Annotated in this window: 18 protein-coding genes; 17 read left to right on the forward strand and 1 reads right to left on the reverse strand. The window is 43.4% G+C overall.

Features of this window, described 5'->3' with window-relative positions:
• The first annotated feature begins 7 nt into the window (after positions 1-7).
• Genes ACF3OH_RS05590 through ACF3OH_RS05610 form a run of 5 tightly spaced genes read left to right on the forward strand, consistent with a single transcriptional unit; the run spans position 8 to position 4,895 of the window.
• Positions 8-754 (forward strand): Stp1/IreP family PP2C-type Ser/Thr phosphatase, encoded by a 747-nt coding sequence (locus ACF3OH_RS05590; protein WP_392456209.1) that lies wholly within the window; start codon positions 8-10, stop codon positions 752-754.
• 2 nt (positions 755-756) lie between these two features.
• Positions 757-2,712: a Stk1 family PASTA domain-containing Ser/Thr kinase gene (gene pknB, locus ACF3OH_RS05595; RefSeq protein WP_392456212.1), complete on the forward strand. Its 1,956-nt coding sequence runs from the start codon at positions 757-759 to the stop codon at positions 2,710-2,712.
• Positions 2,713-2,723: 11 nt separating this feature from the next.
• Positions 2,724-3,599, forward strand: a complete 876-nt coding sequence (rsgA, locus tag ACF3OH_RS05600; protein ID WP_392456214.1) for a ribosome small subunit-dependent GTPase A — start codon at positions 2,724-2,726, stop codon at positions 3,597-3,599.
• A 2-nt stretch (positions 3,600-3,601) separates the two neighbouring features.
• On the forward strand, positions 3,602-4,249 hold the full coding sequence (gene rpe / locus ACF3OH_RS05605) for a ribulose-phosphate 3-epimerase (RefSeq protein ID WP_392456217.1): 648 nt from the start codon (positions 3,602-3,604) through the stop codon (positions 4,247-4,249).
• Between the two features lies 1 nt (position 4,250).
• Positions 4,251-4,895: a thiamine diphosphokinase gene (locus ACF3OH_RS05610; RefSeq protein ID WP_204589014.1), complete on the forward strand. Its 645-nt coding sequence runs from the start codon at positions 4,251-4,253 to the stop codon at positions 4,893-4,895.
• Positions 4,896-5,047: 152 nt separating this feature from the next.
• Here ACF3OH_RS05610 and rpmB read toward each other — a convergent pair whose 3' ends face one another.
• Positions 5,048-5,236 (reverse strand): 50S ribosomal protein L28, encoded by a 189-nt coding sequence (gene rpmB, locus ACF3OH_RS05615; protein ID WP_010301642.1) that lies wholly within the window; start codon positions 5,234-5,236, stop codon positions 5,048-5,050.
• A 206-nt stretch (positions 5,237-5,442) separates the two neighbouring features.
• Here rpmB and ACF3OH_RS05620 point away from each other — a divergent pair, with 206 nt between their 5' ends.
• The 12 genes from ACF3OH_RS05620 to smc all read left to right on the forward strand — a co-directional run bounded on the left by ACF3OH_RS05620 (position 5,443) and on the right by smc (position 19,763).
• Positions 5,443-5,805, forward strand: a complete 363-nt coding sequence (locus ACF3OH_RS05620; RefSeq protein ID WP_204589015.1) for an Asp23/Gls24 family envelope stress response protein — start codon at positions 5,443-5,445, stop codon at positions 5,803-5,805.
• A gap of 13 nt (positions 5,806-5,818) precedes the next feature.
• Complete coding sequence (locus ACF3OH_RS05625; protein WP_392456220.1) at positions 5,819-7,462, forward strand: DAK2 domain-containing protein; 1,644 nt, start codon at positions 5,819-5,821, stop codon at positions 7,460-7,462.
• A 662-nt stretch (positions 7,463-8,124) separates the two neighbouring features.
• Positions 8,125-8,787, forward strand: a complete 663-nt coding sequence (gene sdaAB, locus ACF3OH_RS05630; protein WP_204589018.1) for an L-serine ammonia-lyase, iron-sulfur-dependent subunit beta — start codon at positions 8,125-8,127, stop codon at positions 8,785-8,787.
• Between the two features lie 11 nt (positions 8,788-8,798).
• On the forward strand, positions 8,799-9,698 hold the full coding sequence (sdaAA, locus tag ACF3OH_RS05635) for an L-serine ammonia-lyase, iron-sulfur-dependent, subunit alpha (protein ID WP_204589019.1): 900 nt from the start codon (positions 8,799-8,801) through the stop codon (positions 9,696-9,698).
• Positions 9,688-11,736: an ATP-dependent DNA helicase RecG gene (recG, locus tag ACF3OH_RS05640; RefSeq protein ID WP_392456224.1), complete on the forward strand. Its 2,049-nt coding sequence runs from the start codon at positions 9,688-9,690 to the stop codon at positions 11,734-11,736. Before sdaAA ends, recG begins: the two co-directional genes overlap by 11 nt.
• 87 nt (positions 11,737-11,823) lie before the next feature.
• Positions 11,824-12,402 carry a transcription factor FapR gene (fapR, locus tag ACF3OH_RS05645; RefSeq protein ID WP_392456226.1) on the forward strand — a complete coding sequence of 193 codons (579 nt, stop codon included), beginning with the start codon at positions 11,824-11,826 and terminating at the stop codon, positions 12,400-12,402.
• A complete protein-coding gene (gene plsX, locus ACF3OH_RS05650; RefSeq protein ID WP_392456229.1) occupies positions 12,399-13,391 on the forward strand; it encodes a phosphate acyltransferase PlsX in 993 nt (330 codons plus the stop codon). The genes fapR and plsX overlap by 4 nt, the downstream gene beginning before the upstream one ends.
• Positions 13,388-14,332: an ACP S-malonyltransferase gene (fabD, locus tag ACF3OH_RS05655; RefSeq protein ID WP_392456232.1), complete on the forward strand. Its 945-nt coding sequence runs from the start codon at positions 13,388-13,390 to the stop codon at positions 14,330-14,332. Before plsX ends, fabD begins: the two co-directional genes overlap by 4 nt.
• Entirely contained in the window at positions 14,329-15,072 is a 744-nt protein-coding gene (gene fabG, locus ACF3OH_RS05660; RefSeq protein WP_392456234.1) for a 3-oxoacyl-[acyl-carrier-protein] reductase, read from the forward strand. The genes fabD and fabG overlap by 4 nt, the downstream gene beginning before the upstream one ends.
• Before the next feature lie 52 nt (positions 15,073-15,124).
• A complete protein-coding gene (gene acpP, locus ACF3OH_RS05665) occupies positions 15,125-15,364 on the forward strand; it encodes an acyl carrier protein (protein WP_204589025.1) in 240 nt (79 codons plus the stop codon).
• 116 nt (positions 15,365-15,480) lie between these two features.
• The gene (gene rnc / locus ACF3OH_RS05670) at positions 15,481-16,215 is read left to right on the forward strand and encodes a ribonuclease III (protein WP_392456237.1); all 735 of its coding nucleotides are present in this window, start codon (positions 15,481-15,483) and stop codon (positions 16,213-16,215) included.
• A gap of 2 nt (positions 16,216-16,217) precedes the next feature.
• On the forward strand, positions 16,218-19,763 hold the full coding sequence (gene smc, locus ACF3OH_RS05675; protein WP_392456240.1) for a chromosome segregation protein SMC: 3,546 nt from the start codon (positions 16,218-16,220) through the stop codon (positions 19,761-19,763).

Consider the following 19,763-nt stretch of genomic DNA (forward strand, 5'->3'; position numbering starts at 1 on the left):
TGACAAAATGGAATTTGTTCATCGCACGGATGTAGGTAAAAAGCGTGCAATCAATGAAGACTATTTGCAAGTCTTCGAAAAATCTAAAGGTATGACGTTAGCAGTACTTGCTGATGGAATGGGTGGTCACAATGCCGGGGATGTTGCTAGTGAACTGGCAGTAAGGTTTTTAGTAGACCGCTTTCAGAAGTCTTCTCTACAAGTTGAAAGTGAGGAGACACATGTTTCTAAATGGTTAACAGAAGCCTATGAGGGTGCAAATGACCGAATAAGCACTATAGCTGAATCGGATCCTACATGCAAAGGAATGGGTACAACACTGATTGCTGCAGTGTTCCAAGATAGAAAAGTCACGTTTGCACATATTGGAGACAGTCGCGTGTATCTCTATTCTAAAGGGGAAATCCATCCATTGACGAAAGATCATTCCTACGTCAATGTTTTGCTCGATTCGGGAGAGATTGATGAAGAGCAGGCGAAAACACATCCTAGAAAGAATATGCTGATGAAAGCGATTGGGACAGAGATTTCTATAGATCCTGATATTTTAACTGTGACAATGCGTGAAGGGGAGTATGTTCTTATGTGTTCTGACGGATTGAGCAATATGCTGTCATCCGAACAAATCGTTCATGTCCTTCAAACTGAAGCCACTCTTACAGCAAAAGCGGATACACTTGTCACACTAGCCAACGACCAGGGTGGAGAGGACAACATCTCACTCATTCTTAGTCACCTGAAGGTAGGTGAGTAACGATGTTAATCGGAAAACGGATAAGTGGACGTTATAAACTAGAGAAACATATCGGCGGGGGTGGCATGTCCAATGTCTACCAAGCACACGATATGATTTTAGATCGAGACGTTGCCATTAAAATATTGCGTTATGACTTCTCAAACGAAGAGGACCTACACAGACGATTTCAACGGGAAGCCCTTTCTGTCACATCACTGACACACGACAATATCGTCACAATCTATGATGTAGGCGAGGACGGGGATATCCATTACATTGTAATGGAACACGTAAAAGGACAAACATTAAAAGAATACATAGCTGACAATGCGCCTGTGCAACCCGCAAAAGCAGTGACGATTATGAAGCAGCTGTTATCAGCGATTGAACATGCACATGAGCACCATATTGTGCACCGTGACATCAAACCTCAAAATATCTTGTTAGATGAAGAGGGCAATGTCAAAGTGACGGATTTTGGAATTGCGATGGCGTTATCTGCGACATCCTTTACCCAAACGAATTCAGTTTTAGGTACTGTTCACTATTTGTCGCCTGAACAAGCGCGTGGTGGCACAGCAACTCGTAAGTCCGACATCTACGCATTAGGAATTGTATTATTCGAATTATTAACAGGTCAACTTCCGTTTAAAGGGGAGTCAGCAGTTTCGATTGCACTCAAGCACTTACAAGCAGAGACACCTTCTGTTCGAGCAATCAATGCAGCGATTCCCCAAAGTATAGAAAACGTAGTCCTTCGAGCTACAGCAAAAAAACCTGAAGACCGATACGTCTCTGTAAAAGAGATGCATGCGCATATTGCACGTTCTTTGGATACGGACTATTTAAATGAACCAAAGTATGTACCGAGTGTGGATGACGATGCGACAAAAGTGATGCCTGTCATTAAACAGCCGATTCCGCTCGATGAAATCCAAGAAACGCGTAAACTAGAAGACCGGAAACCAAAAGTTGATCCGGCTCCTGCTCCTGTGAAGAAAAAATCGAAAAAGGGTAAAATTATTGCTCTGATTATTGGTGCGTTACTGTTAATAGGGTTAATTGTTGTACTCGCTTTTCCTGGTATGTTCCGCCCTGCGAAAATTGAGGTGCCGGATGTTGTAGGGATGACACTTGAAGAGGCAACGGAAGAACTCGAAGCCACTGGATTTGTTATTGGAGAAGTACGCGAACAGTATTCAGAAGAAGTGGAAGAAGGACAAGTGATCCGCACAACTCCTGAGGCTGGTAGAATGCGTGATCCTGAAACGGAAATCAATTTGTATGTATCGCAAGGACCCGAAACGATTAAAGTAAATGATTATGTAGGAAGAAGTATCGAGCAAGTTCGACCGCTTGTTGCCGACTCCTTCCAATCAGTTACAGAAAACGAAGAGTTTTCGGATGAACCTATTGGAACGATTATTGCACAACAGCCTGAAGCTGGTGAAGAAGTCAACGCACTAGAAACAGAGTTGATTTTAACTGTTAGTAAAGGACCTGAAACGCGAGAACTTTTAGATTTACGCGGTTACAATGCTCGAGCTCTTGAAGATTACGCGGCGTCTTCAGGGTTTGTCATTAACTCGTCTGCCCGTGAAAATTCATTCGAAGTACCCGCAGGTGAAGTCATACGACAAAGCCCTGAACCGGGAACTATGTTAAAGCCAGGTAGTGAAGTAGCAGTTGTTATTTCAGACGGGCCGGCAGCGGCAGCTACCAAATTATATATCGTGTCCATTGAAATCCCGTATGAAGTAGAAGAAGGTCAAGAGCAGGTAGAGCAGTCTGTTCGAATTTTTGTACAGGACCGCACGCGAACTTTAGCAGAACCGATTGAAGAATTTACAATCACGGAAGACGCAACAAGACGACTTCAGTTAGAAATTGTGGAAGGTGCACAAGGGGCGTATCGCATCGAAGTAGATAATGTTGTAGTAGCACAAGAAACAATTAATTACGCAGATCTACCATAAGGAGGAATGGCATGCCAACAGGCCAAATCAGAAAAGCATTAAGTGGTTTTTACTACGTCTATGATCAAGGTACGGTTATCCAAACGCGGGCACGCGGAGTATTTCGCAAAAGAGGCCAGTCGCCACTCGTGGGTGATATGGTAACTTATACAGTCGAAGGAGAGAATGACGGTGTCGTGACGGAGATAGAGGAACGCAAAAACGAGCTTGTACGGCCACCTATTTCGAACGTCGATCAGGCGCTCCTCGTATTCTCTGCGATTGAGCCAGATTTTAATGAACATTTACTTGACCGGTTTTTAACAGTCATCGAAGGGTATGGAATTGAACCTGTCGTGATTGTAACGAAAATGGATTTATTATCGGACGAACAGCGCTTGAAAGTTGAACACCAAGCTTCTTATTATGAGCAAATTGGCTATCCTTTGATTTACACATACAAGGGAGACCCGTTGCTTGCAGAAAGTATCGCTAAGTTGTTACCAAATCGTCTTAGCGTACTAGCAGGACAATCAGGCGTTGGGAAATCGACATTACTCAATACGTTGTTACCAGAACTGAAGTTAAAGACCGGCGAAATCTCTATGGCTTTAGGACGCGGGAAGCATACAACCCGTCATGTTGAGCTAATAGAGGTAGCAGGAGGTCTTTTAGCCGACACTCCAGGATTTAGTAATTTTGAACTCGATCATCTTGAAAAAGAAGAACTAGGTGAATGTTTCCCGGAAATGAGGAAATTAACGTGCAAGTTCAGAGGATGTCTTCATCTGAAAGAGCCAGGGTGTGCGGTGAAAGATGCCGTAGACGTAGGCGAAATTGCCGAGCATCGTTATGATAATTATCTTCAATTTTTACATGAAATTATGGATAGAAAGCCGAGGTATTAACAATGGTAAAAATAGCACCTTCAATTTTAGCAGCAGATTTTGCAAATCTTCAAAGTGAAGTCCAACTCGTCGATCAAGCGGGGGCGGATTGGATTCATATTGACGTTATGGATGGTCATTTTGTTCCAAACATCACTATGGGTGCACTTGTAGTAGACGCTATTCGTCCACATACAAAGCTACCACTCGATGTGCATTTAATGATTGAAAATCCAGATCAGTATATTGAGTCCTTTGTAAAAGCTGGTGCGGATATTATTACGGTGCATGTAGAAGCTTGCCGTCATTTGCATCGAACATTGCAACATATCAAATCTCAAGGAATTCAGTGTGGAGTTGTGCTAAATCCACACACGCCAATTTCTACAATCGAACACGTACTGGAAGAAGTTGATGTCGTGTTGTTCATGACGGTAAATCCTGGTTTTGGGGGACAGTCTTTCATTCCGTCGGTGTTAAAGAAAGTGAAACAATTGGCTGATTTAAAACAACAGCACGGCTATACATTTGAAATTGAAATTGATGGTGGTGTCAATAAAGAAACCGTTAAAGAGTGTGTGGCTGCTGGCGCGACAGTCGTTGTAGCGGGTTCCGCAATTTATGGTGCTGCCGATAAAGAGCAAGCACTTCGTGACATCAAGGAAGCCTAGTATGCGTATTGGGATTTGTGGGGGAGGACCGCGTGAGCAACTTCCTCTAACTCTTGAAGCAGATTACTGGATAGGAGCGGACAGTGGAGCCATTCGATTGTTGGAGAAAGGTGTAACACCTGACTTTATAATTGGTGACTTGGATTCTATTCAAAATGCAGAGCGTGAAAAGTGGCAGTCTCAGTTGATGCAAGCCGTGCAAGTTTCACCTGAGAAAGACGAAACAGATACGTATTTAGCACTTGAAAGGGCAGTCGAAATGCTCCCAAAGCAAATCGTACTCGTCGGCGTCACAGGAGGTAGACTTGATCATTATCAAGCAGTCTTGCATGACATGTTGCGTTTTCAACTGCAGTTTCCGTCTATTCAGTTTGAACTACTAGACCGCGACAACAGAATTCTCTTTTTGCAACCTGGCGTTACAGAGGTTGAGAAAAATGAATACACCTACTGTTCTTTCTTTTCGTGGCAAGGGGATGTTCTAAACGTTTCTCTCACTGGATTTAAATATCCCGTGCAAAACGACTTGATCAGTAAAACCAGCGCGCGCTTTACAAGTAATGAGATTGTCGAACAAGTTGGGTCTATCTCATTTTCCTCCGGCATATGTTTATGTATACAGAGTCGCGAGGAAAGTGGGGATTAAATGAAGGTCATTACAATTCTACTTCCATCGAGTGTAACAAAGCTTTTGAGATGGTTCTTCCGAGATACCAAAAAAAACCGCCATTAAGGCGGTTTTTTACGTACAAAGAAAAAACCACAGCATATGCCGTGGTCTTTACAAAAGGGAGGCGATTAAACGCGCTCCACTTTTCCTGATTTTAATGCACGAGCAGAAACCCATACGCGTTTTGGTTTACCATCTACAAGAATACGAACTTTTTGTAAGTTAGCACCCCATGTACGCTTAGAAGCGTTCATAGCGTGTGAACGGTTGTTTCCAGAACGAGTCTTACGGCCTGTAATGACACATTGTTTAGGCATACTAATTCCCTCCTCACAACAAGAAGCTATGCTTTTTGTTTTACTTCGTTATTTCACATACTTTAGTAATTTACCATACTTTTTTTATGTTCGCAAGTGTTATCAAGAAAATTTCCTTTACAGCTCATCAGTAAATCGTTTCTTTTCAGGACACGCTTCGTATAGTACAATGGGGAGTAGTCAGTTTGACTTAGGGAGGAATTGCAATGTCAATTGAAATAAAAAATGACTTTGGCCAGATTGAAATTTCACAAGATGCGATTGCTCAAATCGCAGGTGGAGCAGCGATTGAATGTTACGGGATCGTAGGCATGGCTTCGAAACACCAAGTGAAAGATGGCTTATCTGACATTTTACGAAAAGAGAATTTTACAAAAGGTGTACTTGTTCGTGAAAAAGACGGAAAAGTGCATATTGATATGTATATCATTGTGAGCTACGGGACAAAGATCTCAGAAATCGCATACCAAGTCCAATCAAAAGTAAAGTATACGCTTGGCAAATCTTTAGGCATGGCTGTCGAATCGGTGAATGTCTATGTGCAAGGCGTTCGCGTTGCGACAATGTAAGGGAGAGAAATTTATGAAAACGATTAATGGGATTCAATTTGCTGAAATGGTGCAGATGGGTGCACACCACCTGGCTCAAAATGCAGCATATGTAGATGCATTAAATGTCTTCCCGGTTCCGGACGGAGATACAGGGACGAACATGAATTTATCGATGACATCAGGTGCAACAGAAACAGCTAAAGGAATAACAGAACACCTAGGTAAAACAGCTCAAGCACTTGCAAAAGGCTTGCTAATGGGCGCACGAGGTAATTCTGGAGTTATTTTATCCCAGCTTTTCAGAGGGTTCGGTAAGTCTGTTGAAGGCTATTCTGAAGTAACAGCAGAACAATTTGCTGCAGCACTTCAGTATGGTGTAGATACAGCCTACAAAGCTGTGATGAAGCCAGTTGAAGGTACAATTTTAACTGTCGCAAAAGATGCAGCGAGAAAAGCAGTAGAGGTAGCTAAAGAAGTTGATGCGATCGATGAACTCATGACACTTACTCTAGAAGAAGCCAAGGCTTCTTTAAAACGCACGCCTGATTTACTTCCAGTATTGAAAGAAGTAGGCGTTGTCGATAGTGGTGGACAGGGACTAGTCTATGTATATGAAGGGTTTTTAGCTTCTCTTAAAGGAGAAGCATTACCTGAGAAAACGTCCGCTGCTTCGATGGACGAAATGGTGAGTGCTGAACACCACATGGCTGTTCAAGGCTTTATGGATACGTCAGAGATTGAATTCGGTTTCTGTACAGAATTCATGGTTCGTTTAGATGAAACGAAAAAGTCATTTGATGAGACAGATTTTCGGAATGATTTAAGTGCATATGGTGATTCGTTACTTGTCATCTCAGATGAAGAAGTCGCGAAAATCCATATCCACTCTGAACAGCCTGGGGAAGTTTTAAACTATGGGCAGCAATACGGAGATCTCATTAAAATTAAAATTGAAAACATGCGTGAACAACACACAGATATTGTGGGTGATAAACCGAAACAAACAAAAGAAGTGAAACATCCATATGCCGTTGTGACGGTTGCAATGGGCACAGGAGTTAGCGAATTGCTGAAAAGTTTAGGGGCATCTGCAGTGATCGAAGGCGGTCAAACAATGAACCCGTCTACTGAAGATATCGTGAAAGCGATTGAAGAAGTCGGTGCAGAGCGCGTATTGATTTTACCAAACAATAAAAATATCATTATGGCAGCTGAACAAGCAGCTGAACTTCTTGATATTGAAGCGGCAGTTGTTCCAACGAAAACTGTTCCACAAGGTATGGCAGCAGTCCTAGCATTCAATCCGGAGGCGTCTGTTGAAGACAATAAAACATCGATGACACAAGCCTTCTCACATGTGAAGACTGGACAGATCACACATGCAGTGCGAGATACGTCGATTGATGGTGTCGAGATTGCAAAAGATGATTTTATGGCGATTGCTGAAGGTAAGATTATTCTGTCAACGAAGGATTTAGACGAAGCTGCGAAAGAGTTACTAAACAAAATGGTAGACGCGGAAGCAGAATTGTTAACGATTCTGTATGGCCAAGATACTACAGAAGCGCATGCCAACGAACTTGCTGAGTGGATTGAAGAAAATTATCCGGATGTAGAAGTAGAAGTTTACAACGGTAAACAGCCGCTGTATCCATACATCTTATCTGTCGAATAAGTATAGTTTTAATGTAATGCTAGAAGGGGAGTTTCTTGTTACTGAGAAACTCTCTTTTTATATGGTGTCTTTAGTAATAGGGGTTTTGGCGACTGTACTAGTTTCCATAACATCAGGAATGTCATAATGGCGACCACTAACGTTATAATCAACCTAGTAGTGTGCTAAAGTTAGTAGCGTTCTTCACATCGAAAAATAAAAGTTGAGTTCCGTTCCGGGGCTGCTTTCCGAGGGCGCGTCGTGAGCCTCCTCAGCGAAAAAACACGCTTGCGGGGTCTCACGTTCCGCTTTTGATCCCTCCGGAGTCAGCCCCTGCTCTCCACTCAACTAATTAACTGCCAGTGTGAAAGCTACTTTCATATAGTGTCTGCCATCGAAGTTAAGAATAAGAGGATTTCAATGGTTTCACCAGTTAGTGGTAATAAAGCCCGGAACCCAGGGCGTCATTTCCCGGGTTATCAGGGTTTTCCCGAGACCCGGCAACGAAGATGAAAGTGGACTTCTTTCATCTTACGTGGGGAGGCTCGGGGAAATCCTCCCAGGAAATGGCGACCTGGGTGGAGGGTTTTACAGTTTAGAGTGGCGTTCTCCACATCTAAGAACTAGAAGTAAAAGCGTTTTCATAGTAAACTAGTAAGGATAAAGGTTTGGGGGAATGACGTATGAAATTTAAATCAGTTTTCGATATAATCGGTCCAGTCATGATTGGACCTTCATCTTCTCATACAGCAGGTGCTGCTCGCATTGGACGCATTGCGCGTGACTTATTTGGGCGTCAACCGAAATGGGCACGTATCCATCTTTATGGATCGTTCGCCGAGACATACAAAGGGCATGGAACAGATGTGGCCATCATCGGGGGTCTACTTGACTACGATACAGACGATGAGCGCATTAAAACAGCATTTGAAGATGCAGCACGCCTTGACTTGTATTTTGAATTTATTCCAGAGACCGGTCATACAGAACATCCGAACACGGCCCGTATTGTGATTGGAGACGACGAACAAGAAATGTCCATCGTCGGTATTTCCATCGGTGGAGGAAAAGTTGAGCTTGTGGAATTGAATGGATTCCCTCTTCGTTTATCTGGCGGTGGAGCGGCAATTCTTGTTGTCCATGAAGACCGATCTGGCTGTATTGCCAGTGTTGCAAAATGTTTAGCAGATCAACACATCAACATTGGACATATGGAAGTGTCACGGAAAGAAAAAGGAAACATGGCTTTAATGGTCATCGAAGTAGATCAAACTGTCAGTGAATCCGTTTTAGCAGAAATCGCGACATTGCCAAATATCACGCAAGTCACACGAATTGCAGAGTAGGAGGAACAAAAATGGAAGTATTATTTCGGAATGTTCGGGAACTTGTCGAACGTGCAGAAAATGAAAATAAATTAATATCTGAAATTATGATTGAACAAGAAATATTAGTGACAGGTCGCACGCGTGAAGAAATTATGAAACAAATGGATCGTAATCTGACTGTCATGGAAGAAGCGGTTGAAAAAGGATTACTTGGAGTACGTTCGACATCGGGATTGACGGGTGGCGACGCCGTACTTATTCAAAACTATATGAAAAAAGGCAACTCCTTATCTGGTGAGCTATTACTCGACGCTGTCAGCAAAGCCGTCGCTACGAATGAAGTAAATGCGGCTATGGGAACAATTTGTGCGACTCCTACTGCAGGATCTGCTGGGGTTGTACCAGGTACTTTGTTTGCTGTCATTCACAAATTAAACCCAACGCGCGAGCAAATGATCAACTATTTATTCACTTCAGGGGCTTTTGGCTTTGTTGTCGCTAACAATGCATCGATTTCAGGTGCAGCTGGAGGTTGCCAAGCTGAAGTGGGGTCTGCGGCAGGAATGGCTGCAGCGGCAATTACAGAAATGGCAGGCGGATCGCCACAGCAATGTTCAGAAGCCTTTGCGATTACATTAAAAAACATGCTTGGCCTTGTGTGTGATCCAGTAGCCGGACTTGTAGAAGTCCCATGTGTAAAGCGCAATGCAATGGGTGCTGCGAATGCACTTGTAGCAGCTGATATGGCACTTGCTGGTGTAACAAGTCGCATTCCTTGTGATGAGGTAATCGATGCGATGTACAAAATCGGACAGACGATGCCAACAGCACTGAAAGAAACTGCGCAAGGTGGATTAGCTGCAACACCAACAGGTCGCTGGTTAGAAGCAAAAATCTTCGGTGGAGCCGTCGCGAGTCGTGAACAATAACCTTTTGCATGAGCCACTCACCATTTTAAAAGGTGTTGGGAAAGCAACTGCAGAAGCATTACAAGAATTGGGCATCTCCACATTGGAAGATGTCCTCTTCACATTTCCCACCCGACATGAAGATTTTCGATTAAAAGATCTGACCCTGACCGATCACAATGAACGAGTAACAATTGAAGGCCGCATTGAAAGTGACCCAACTATCCTTTTTATGGGGAAAAAATCAAGACTACAAGTGAAAGTGCTGACAGGAAGACACTTGATTAAAGCGGTGTTTTTTAACCAGCCTTATTTAAAAGCCAAGTTTATACCAGGTGAAATCGTGACGATTTCCGGTAAATGGGACAAAGGCCGTCAAGTTATTCAAGCTTCTGCGCATCAGCTTGGGCCTCGTACAGATGATCATGATTTTGAACCTGTCTACAGTTTAAAAGGGCGTGTGACTCAAAAAGTATTCCGTAGACTACTGACGCAAGCATTTGAATTAACGAAAGAAGAACTTGTGGACCCATTGCCGGAGTCTGTTCGTGAGTCGTATCGGTTACCGAACTTATACGAAGCGCTTCAAGCTATCCATTTCCCAGAAGATGCAGCGCAGACAAAGAATGCACGTCGACGTTTTGTGTATGAAGAATTGTTGCAATTTCAATTAAAAATGCAAGCATTGAAAAAAATTCGAAAAGATGCGAATGTCGGTCGGCCCGTCGAGTATGATCCGCTACTTATCAAGAGTTTTGTAGCTTCTCTTCCGTATGAATTAACGCGTGCACAAAATCGAGCCGTGGATGAAATCTTAAAAGATTTACGGGCGCCCTACCAAATGAATCGATTGCTTCAAGGAGATGTTGGATCAGGAAAAACAGTCGTTGCTGCAATCACAATCATTGCGGCGTATAGTGCAGGCATGCAAGGCGCCATCATGGCACCCACAGAGATTCTAGCTGAACAACATGCCAACGCATTCTTTGATTGGTTCTCTCCGCTTGGCATCCAGGTTGCATTATTGACGGGCTCGACGAAAGCTAAGATGAAGCGCCAGATTCTAGAAGGGTTGCAAACAGGGGAAATCGATGTCGTCATTGGGACGCATGCGTTGATTCAACCTGACGTTCAATTTAAAAACTTAGGTGTGGTCGTCACAGATGAGCAACACCGTTTTGGAGTAGAACAGCGCCGCGTGTTAAAACAAAAAGGTCTAGAGCCCGATATCTTGTTCATGACCGCTACACCTATTCCTCGAACACTGGCAATCACAGCGTTTGGAGAGATGGATGTAACAATCGTTGATGAAATGCCAGCAGGTCGAAAGCCAATTGAAACGTATTGGATGAAAGAACAGCAATTACCTGCATTATTGTCTCGCCTAAAAAAAGAGCTGATTGCTGGGAGGCAAGCGTATGTAATCTGTCCGCTCATTGAAGAGTCCGATAAATTGGATCTACAAAACGTACTCGATATTTTCCATGAATTGCAGGCTTATTATGAACCTGAGTTCAAAGTAGAATTAATGCACGGGAAATTACCTTCCGATGAAAAAGACGCTGTCATGCGAAAGTTTTCGGACAATGAAAGTCAAATTCTCGTGTCGACAACAGTTGTGGAAGTAGGCGTAAACATTCCGAACGCGACGTTCATGATGATTTTTGACGCTGAGCGGTTCGGCCTTGCACAGCTTCATCAACTGAGAGGAAGAGTAGGTCGAGGAGATCATCAGTCATATTGTGTGTTAATCGCTGATCCCAAGACTGAAGTGGGGAAAGAGCGAATGACATCGATGACAGAAACTACCGACGGTTTCGCGCTTGCTGAAAAAGATTTAGAACTTCGGGGGCCTGGAGACTTTTTTGGGAGAAAGCAAAGTGGGATGCCTGAATTCAAAGTAGCAGATCTTGTGCATGATTACCGGGCACTCCAAACAGCTCGGGAAGATGCAGAAAGATTAGTGGATAGCCAGTATTTCTGGCATTCAGAAGAGTGGAGTCTGATTCGGGCAAAGCTTGAGCAATCAGGTATTTTGGAAGGCCAGCGAATTGATTGAGAATGCAAAGAACGAAACAGTTCTTGCATTCTTTTTTTTCTATTTATATACTGATATTAGTACCAAGTGCTAAAAGAGGTGATAATCATGCGCTATTCCAAAAAAGAAAGACAATCGGGGCTGAAAACGATGTTGGATGAAAACCCGTTTATAACTGACGAACAACTTGCCACACATTTTACGGTGAGTGTACAAACGATTCGTTTGGACCGCATGGAACTATCCATTCCCGAACTTCGTGAACGGATTAAGCATGTAGCAACGGATAGGCTGTCAAGGGTACGCTCTCTGACAGAAGATGACGTGATTGGCGAGATTATTGACTTATCACTTGGTGAATCGGCAATTTCCATGCTTGAGATTGGCGGGGAGCATGTCTTCCAAACCCGTAACATTGCGCGAGGGCATCATTTGTTTGCGCAAGCCAACTCATTAGCAGTCGCATTACTGGATGATGAACTTGCGTTGACGAAAAAGGCGACCATACACTTCGTCAAACAAGTGAAAAAAGGAGATCGAGTAGTTGCGAAAGCTCGTGTATTAGAGCGGTCAAATGAACGAAACTCCATCATTCATGTCATCAGTAAAGTTCATCAGGAAAAAGTATTTGAAGGGGAATTTGAGATGTACCACGTTTCCCAATCCAAAGAGAAGGTGACAAAATGAAACTTGCATTAGACGCAATGGGTGGCGATAACGCACCTGGTGAAATTATTAAAGGCGCCTACCGTGCACTCGATGAATTTCAAGATATTGAGATTATGTTGTATGGTATCGAGCAAGAAATGGCGCCGTATCTTAAACAACATGATCGCTTGAAAGTAATTCCAACAACTGAAAAGATTGAAGCGACGGATGAGCCTGTTCGTGCGATTCGTCGCAAAAAAGACGCTTCGATGGTCCGGATGGCACAAGCTGTGAAAGACGAGGAGGTGCATGCTGCGATTTCTGCTGGGAACACGGGCGCGTTAATGGCATCTGGCTTGTTCATTGTTGGCCGTATACCTGGTATCGAGCGACCTGCCCTAGCACCAACTCTTCCAACTATAGATGGGAAGGGGTTTGTCATGTTAGATCTTGGTGCGAATGCGGATGCCAAGCCGGAGCACTTAGTGCAATACGCGGTGATGGGAAGTATTTATGCTAAAAATGTTCGGTCTATCGAAAAGCCGCGTGTAGGGTTACTAAATATCGGTACAGAGCCTGGTAAAGGAAATGACTTAACAAAACAAGCCTATAAACTGTTGGAAGAGGCACCTATCCATTTCATTGGAAACGTTGAAGCACGTGACCTGTTGGACGGAGTAGCGGATGTTGTTGTGACGGATGGATTCACAGGCAACATGGTACTAAAGACAATCGAAGGAACTGCAGGTAGTTTATTTAAAATGTTGAAACAAACATTTATGAAGTCAACCAAGACAAAACTGGCTGCTGCTCTTGTGAAAAATGATTTATCGGATTTAAAAGGGTTGATGGATTATACAGAGTACGGTGGAGCAGGACTGTTTGGTCTCAATGCACCGGTGATCAAAGCACATGGCTCTTCTAATGAAAATGCTATCTTCCACGCCATTCGCCAAGCACGTACGATGGTGGAATGGGATGTAAGTGGCGTGATCGCGGAAACCATTCGAAAGGAAACTGAACAATGAAGGTAGCATTTGTATTCCCAGGGCAAGGTTCTCAATCTGTCGGTATGGCAAAAGACCTTGTTGAGAACTTTAAAAAGTATGACCAGTACTTGACGACAGCTGAAAAAGCAATGGGTATTCCCATCTCGAACATAATGTTTGAAGGACCACTTGAAGAATTAACAAAAACGTATCACGCACAACCGGCTCTTCTTCTAAGTAGTACAATCGCTGCGTCTATTCTTATGGAAAACGGCTTGAAGCCCGACTATATGGCGGGGCACTCCCTTGGGGAATATTCAGCACTTGTGATGGCGGGGGTTCTCTCTGTTCAAGACGGTGCATCAATCGTTCACAAACGTGGGAAATTCATGAACGAAGCCGTTCCTGCAGGACAAGGTGCAATGGCAGCGATTCTTGGTATGGCCGCTGACGACTTAGCAACTGTAACAGAAGCTGTTACTACTGAAGGTCACTCTGTACAAGTGGCAAACTTGAACTGTCCGGGCCAAATTGTCATTTCAGGTACTTCTGAAGGTGTAAAATTAGCGTCTGAGCGAGCAAAAGATCATGGAGCAAAGCGCGCAATTCCACTCTCGGTTAGTGGGCCTTTTCATTCATCATTAATGCGTCCAGCTGCAACCAAGCTAGGTGTTGAGTTAGCGATGATTCCACTACGTGAACCAAAAGTGCCGATTATCGCAAACGTTACAGCAAAGCCGGTTGAAAGTGCAGATGAAATTCGCAAACTATTGATAGAACAAGTAACGGCTCCTGTTCGATGGGAAGAATCTATACGAACGATGCTGGATTTAGGTGTCGATACATTCATTGAGTGTGGACCAGGAAATGTATTATCAGGATTAATTAAGAAAATTGACCGATCTGTAACGACTTATTCAGTGTTCGATACACTCAGTCTCACCAATACGTTGTACCATTTGAAAGGAGATTCACAATGAGCTTACAAGGAAAAACTGCCGTTGTAACGGGTGCATCCCGCGGAATCGGAAGTGAGATTGCAAAAGATTTGGCTGCACGAGGTGCTCAAGTGGTTGTCAATTATAGTGGGAGCAAAGAGAAAGCGGAATCCGTTGTGGCGGAAATCACACAAGCTGGCGGCCAAGCGATTGCTGTGCAAGCGTCTGTTTCAAACGCAGATGATGTCACAGCACTGATGAAAGCAGCGCTTGATGCATACGGTTCTATCGACATCCTTGTAAACAATGCGGGAATCACGCGTGATAATTTGCTAATGCGTATGAAAGACAGTGAGTGGGACGATGTGATCGACACAAACCTCAAAGGTGTGTTTTTAACGACAAAAGCTGTTACGCGTCAAATGATGAAGCAACGCAAAGGACGTATCATCAATATCTCCTCAATCGTCGGTGCATCTGGGAATCCGGGTCAGACGAATTATGTAGCTGCTAAAGCGGGTGTCGTCGGCATGACAAAGTCTGTCGCACTCGAACTTGCATCACGCAATATTACAGTCAATGCGATTGCTCCAGGGTTCATTGAAACAGAGATGACGGATTCACTACCTGAAGAGATCAAATCCGCAATGCTTGCACAGATTCCACTCGGCCATTTTGGAACTGCAAAAGATATTGCAGCAGCTGTTGCATTTTTAGCTTCGGATGAAGCTACATATATTACAGGGCAAACACTCCATGTCAACGGTGGAATGTACATGTAATCTAGGCAAGACGCAGGTTTTTGCGTATACTAATGAGGGGAGGTGACATGAAATGTCAACAGTATTAGAACGCGTAACAAAAGTCATCGTAGACCGCCTTGGTGTCGATGAGAGCGAAGTGAAAATGGAAGCTTCTTTCCGTGAAGATTTAGGCGCTGATTCATTAGACGTAGTTGAACTTGTAATGGAGCTTGAAGATGAGTTCGACATGGAAATCTCTGATGAGGAAGCTGAAAATATTTCAACTGTAGGTTCTGCAGTAACGTACATTGAAGGTAAATTAGGCGAATAAAGAAACGTAGCCAGAGAGTGCAGACTCTCTGGTTTTTCTTTTTTAGGCCGAGACTATGCAAGGCTTGTAATAAACAGTAAACTAAGAAGGATAGACATGTAGAAAGGCTGAGGCAAATGAAGGAATCAAAGAAAAAACCAGTGTACAGTGCAGAGGCAAAAGCAAAAGTGGCCGAGTTTCAAAAACAAACAGAATTTGTATTTACAAACGAAAGTCTATTGTTTGAAGCGTTCACGCATTCATCTTATGTAAATGAACACCGCAGAAAATCGTTTATTGACAATGAACGGTTGGAGTTTCTTGGTGATGCCGTACTCGAACTAGCAGTATCCCAATACCTTTTCCATCGTTATCCGAAAATGACCGAGGGAGAGTTGACGAAACTTCGTGCGTCGATTGTCTGTGAACCGTCCCTTGTTCATTTGGCAAATGAGTTGGATCTTGGCTCGTATATTTTGCTTGGCAAAGGAGAAGAGAATACGGGTGGGCGTAATCGTCCTGCGCTTCTAGCGGATGTATTTGAAGCATTAGTAGGCGCTTTGTATCTCGATCAAGGATTAGATAAAGTCACTGAGCTTCTGGAAACTGTGATGTTCCCAAAAGTTGAAGTGGGAGCATTTTCAAAAGTCTCGGACTACAAGAGTCAACTTCAAGAGCTTGTCCAGCAAGACAATTCTGGACAATTGAAGTATGAAATCATTGAAGAAAAAGGTCCCGCTCACAATCGTATCTTCATCTCACAGGTGTCTTTAGATGCAGAACCTCTTGGAGAAGGTAGCGGAAGGTCAAAAAAAGAAGCGGAGCAACAAGCTGCGCAACTGGCAATACAGAAATTAAAGGCGGATGAGTAAGTATGTTTTTAAAGAGGCTTGAAATTGTAGGCTTCAAATCGTTTGCAGAACGCATTGCAGTGGACTTTGTTCCAGGTGTGACAGCAGTCGTCGGACCAAACGGAAGCGGTAAAAGCAATATTACAGACGCGATTCGTTGGGTACTTGGTGAACAATCTGCTAAATCGTTGCGTGGAACTAAGATGGAAGACGTCATTTTTGCAGGGAGTGACTCCCGCAAACCACTCAACTTTGCAGAAGTCACGCTCGTTCTAGATAACCAGTCCAAAGCGCTGCATACCGAGTATGCGGAAGTGAGTGTGACGAGACGCGTTTACCGTTCAGGAGATTCCGATTACCTACTGAACCGTCAAACTTGTCGTTTAAAAGACATTACGGAACTGTTCATGGATTCAGGGTTAGGGCGTGAAGCCTTTTCGATTATCTCGCAAGGAAAAGTCGATGAAATTCTAAACAGTAAGGCAGAAGATCGTCGCGCGATATTCGAAGAAACAGCAGGCGTTCTAAAATACAAACAGCGGAAACGAAAAGCAGAATTTAAATTAATTGAAACAGATGACAACTTAAACCGGGTATTGGATATTTTGCATGAGTTAGAAGGGCGTATTGAGCCGCTTCAAATTCAGTCATCCATTGCGAAGGATTATTTGGCATTCGCTGAAGAGCTTCGAACACGTGAAGTAAGTTTGGCCTTATTCGACATTGAACAGGCTGAGGATCAATTGGAAGTCCTTGCAAAACATGCAGAAGAAGTAGCAAAAGAAGTCCAGTCTACACGTACTCAAAAAGAAGAACTCGTTCTTCATCTTACACAAGCGCGTTCACAACTTTCACAACTTGAAGAATCACTCGATACGCTTCAAGATGAGGCTGTTACAGTTTCTACAACTTTAGAGCGTCAAGAAGGAAGAAAGCTAGTCTTAGAAGAAAAACAAAATAATCGGAAACAACAAATAGAAAAGCTTCAAGCTTCACTTGCGGTCGCAAAACAAGAAGCAAAACAGCTAGAAGAGAAACATGAACAACTAGAGATGCAAAAAAAGGAGCAAGCGAAAAAAATAAAAGAGTTGCGTGATACACGTAACCAGCTCGAGCAAATTCTACATACGTCTGAAGAAGATTTAGAAGTGCAAGTAGAGACATTAAAAGCGGATTATATAGAACTCTTAAATGAATCCGCGGCACTAAAGAACGAGCAACGAATTTTAGAACAGCAAACAGAAAAGCAAAAGCTCCATTATGCTCGTTTCTCAACGGATTTAAAAGAAATCGAGCGTCAACTGGACGAGGCGAGAAATGCCCACAACCTTGCTAATGCTTCAAAAGAGCAACTCGATCACAAGCTCGAGCAGGCCTTATTAGCATTTAAAGAAAAAAAAGTGGTCTATGATGATGTTTCACAATCGTATGAAAAGAAACGACAACTTCTCTTTGATGGCTATCAACAACTTCATCAGCTTCGTGCAAAACGAGACTCCCTTGTAGAATTAGAATCGGAATTCAGTGGCTATTTCCAAGGTGTGAGAGAATTATTAAAACAACGAAATGAAGAGAGGTTTAACGGCATTCGTGGAGCTGTCGCGGAACTATTAGATATCCCTACAGCATATGTAACGGCCATCGACACAGCGATCGGAGGCCAAGCACAACATGTTGTAACGGATACTACACGTGATGCGCAGCATGCAATTGCCTATCTGAAACAACAGCGATTAGGGAGAGCAACATTCCTTCCGATGGATGTTATAAAGCCACGTCAACTTCCAGATTTTCAGTTGAAAAAGCTTGAAAATCATGCGGCATTTGTAGCAACGGCAAATACGCTAGTTTCCTGCGAACCGGAATATCGTCCTATTCGAGATAATCTACTCGGGACTATTGTGGTCGCAAAGGACTTGAATGGTGCATCTCAACTGGCAAAGCTGATCAACCACAGTGCACGAATTGTTACTCTAGATGGCGATATCGTTCACCCTGGAGGGTCATTGACAGGCGGAACTACGAAAAAGCAAAGTTCAGTGTTCTCAAGGAAAGCAGACCTTGAGAACTATTCTACGCTCGTTGTGAAACTAGAGACAGACCTCGCGCGTGCTGAGCAACAGGTGGCAGATTTTAAACGCAAGAAGGACCAGCTTGAAACAGAACTTGAAACACTTCGGTCCTCTGGTGAAGAACTCCGCAGCAATCAACAACAAGTTTATTCTGAAGCTGCCAGCGCAGAAAACTTAGTCGAAAAATGGCAAGACAAAAAAGATATGTTTCATCTGCAACAGCAAGAACATGGAGATGACCAACAACAAGCGACAACTCGTTTAAATGAAATTGAGCAATTACTAGCAGAGAGATCACAGAAGGCGCAGTCCATACAGAGTCAAATTGATGAGTTGACGGCTCTAAAGTCTAAGACGGTGGAACAGAAAGACGCGATTCAAAACCAACTGGGGACTGTGATTACAGAAGTTGCGCTTGCAAGTGAACGGGCACACCAACTTGATCGAGAATTAACCGCATTGTCTGAGTCTATCGCGAAGGCGACTACACAGATTACAAGTTGGGAAGAAGAACTAGCATGGTATCAAACAGGTCATGAAGGGCAAACAGCCGAAGAATTAGCTGCAGAAATCGAGCAGTTGGTGATCTCTCGTAATTCCTTGCAAACAACGATTCAGTCCGTACGGGAAAAGCGTAAAGAGCTAAATCATCAAGTGCGCGCCGCCGAGTTAGAAGAAGAAGCGGTATCCGAACGTCTGCACACGCTATCCGTGCAACACGAGAAGTTGAACATGCAAAACGAACAACTAGAATCTAGCTTGGAGAGCTATTATTCTGTGTTAAAAGATGACTATGAACTGACGTATGAAGATGCGAAACAGACATTCTCACTACCGGAAGATAGTGATCGTGAGCGCTCTAAAGTTCGATTGTTAAAGCGTTCAATCGAAGAGTTGGGACCGGTAAACATCGCTGCCATAGAAGAGTTTGAGCAAGTCAACGAACGCTATCAGTTCTTAACAGAACAACGCAAAGACTTGATTGATGCAAAGGATACGCTTCATTCAGCGATTACAGAGATGGACGAGGAAATGACAGAACGTTTCAGCCGTACATTTTTTGAAATACAGAAACATTTCCGAGATGTTTTTCGTAAATTATTTGGAGGCGGACAAGCGGATCTCGTGTTGACCGATCCAGAAAATATGCTTGAAACCGGAGTCGACATTGTCGCACAGCCTCCAGGCAAGAAATTACAAAATCTATCGCTACTATCGGGTGGAGAACGTGCACTGACAGCGATTGCACTTTTATTTGCCATTTTACAGACGCGTCCAGTACCGTTCTGTATTTTAGATGAAGTAGAAGCAGCGCTTGATGAAGCCAATGTCGTACGATACAGTGAGTATTTAAAGCAATTCTCGGGTGATACCCAATTTATTGTTATCACTCACCGCAAAGGGACGATGGAAGGTGCAGATGTTTTGTACGGTGTGACAATGCAAGAGTCTGGTGTATCGAAATTAGTCTCAGTAAAATTAGAAGAATACGTATAA

The organism is Chryseomicrobium aureum (genome assembly GCF_043182735.1).
Taxonomy (GTDB): domain Bacteria; phylum Bacillota; class Bacilli; order Bacillales_A; family Planococcaceae; genus Chryseomicrobium; species Chryseomicrobium aureum.

Excerpts from the sequence above, each read along its gene's own strand:
- ACF3OH_RS05590 (WP_392456209.1), top strand. The coding sequence starts at position 8 with ATGGAATTTGTTCATCGCACGGATGTAGGTAAAAAGCGTGCAATCAAT.
- pknB (WP_392456212.1), top strand. The coding sequence starts at position 757 with ATGTTAATCGGAAAACGGATAAGTGGACGTTATAAACTAGAGAAACAT.
- rsgA (WP_392456214.1), top strand. The coding sequence starts at position 2,724 with ATGCCAACAGGCCAAATCAGAAAAGCATTAAGTGGTTTTTACTACGTC.
- rpe (WP_392456217.1), top strand. The coding sequence starts at position 3,602 with ATGGTAAAAATAGCACCTTCAATTTTAGCAGCAGATTTTGCAAATCTT.
- ACF3OH_RS05610 (WP_204589014.1), top strand. The coding sequence starts at position 4,251 with ATGCGTATTGGGATTTGTGGGGGAGGACCGCGTGAGCAACTTCCTCTA.
- rpmB (WP_010301642.1), bottom strand. The coding sequence starts at position 5,236 with ATGCCTAAACAATGTGTCATTACAGGCCGTAAGACTCGTTCTGGAAAC.
- ACF3OH_RS05620 (WP_204589015.1), top strand. The coding sequence starts at position 5,443 with ATGTCAATTGAAATAAAAAATGACTTTGGCCAGATTGAAATTTCACAA.
- ACF3OH_RS05625 (WP_392456220.1), top strand. The coding sequence starts at position 5,819 with ATGAAAACGATTAATGGGATTCAATTTGCTGAAATGGTGCAGATGGGT.
- sdaAB (WP_204589018.1), top strand. The coding sequence starts at position 8,125 with ATGAAATTTAAATCAGTTTTCGATATAATCGGTCCAGTCATGATTGGA.
- sdaAA (WP_204589019.1), top strand. The coding sequence starts at position 8,799 with ATGGAAGTATTATTTCGGAATGTTCGGGAACTTGTCGAACGTGCAGAA.
- fapR (WP_392456226.1), top strand. The coding sequence starts at position 11,824 with ATGCGCTATTCCAAAAAAGAAAGACAATCGGGGCTGAAAACGATGTTG.
- plsX (WP_392456229.1), top strand. The coding sequence starts at position 12,399 with ATGAAACTTGCATTAGACGCAATGGGTGGCGATAACGCACCTGGTGAA.
- fabD (WP_392456232.1), top strand. The coding sequence starts at position 13,388 with ATGAAGGTAGCATTTGTATTCCCAGGGCAAGGTTCTCAATCTGTCGGT.
- fabG (WP_392456234.1), top strand. The coding sequence starts at position 14,329 with ATGAGCTTACAAGGAAAAACTGCCGTTGTAACGGGTGCATCCCGCGGA.
- acpP (WP_204589025.1), top strand. The coding sequence starts at position 15,125 with ATGTCAACAGTATTAGAACGCGTAACAAAAGTCATCGTAGACCGCCTT.
- rnc (WP_392456237.1), top strand. The coding sequence starts at position 15,481 with ATGAAGGAATCAAAGAAAAAACCAGTGTACAGTGCAGAGGCAAAAGCA.
- smc (WP_392456240.1), top strand. The coding sequence starts at position 16,218 with ATGTTTTTAAAGAGGCTTGAAATTGTAGGCTTCAAATCGTTTGCAGAA.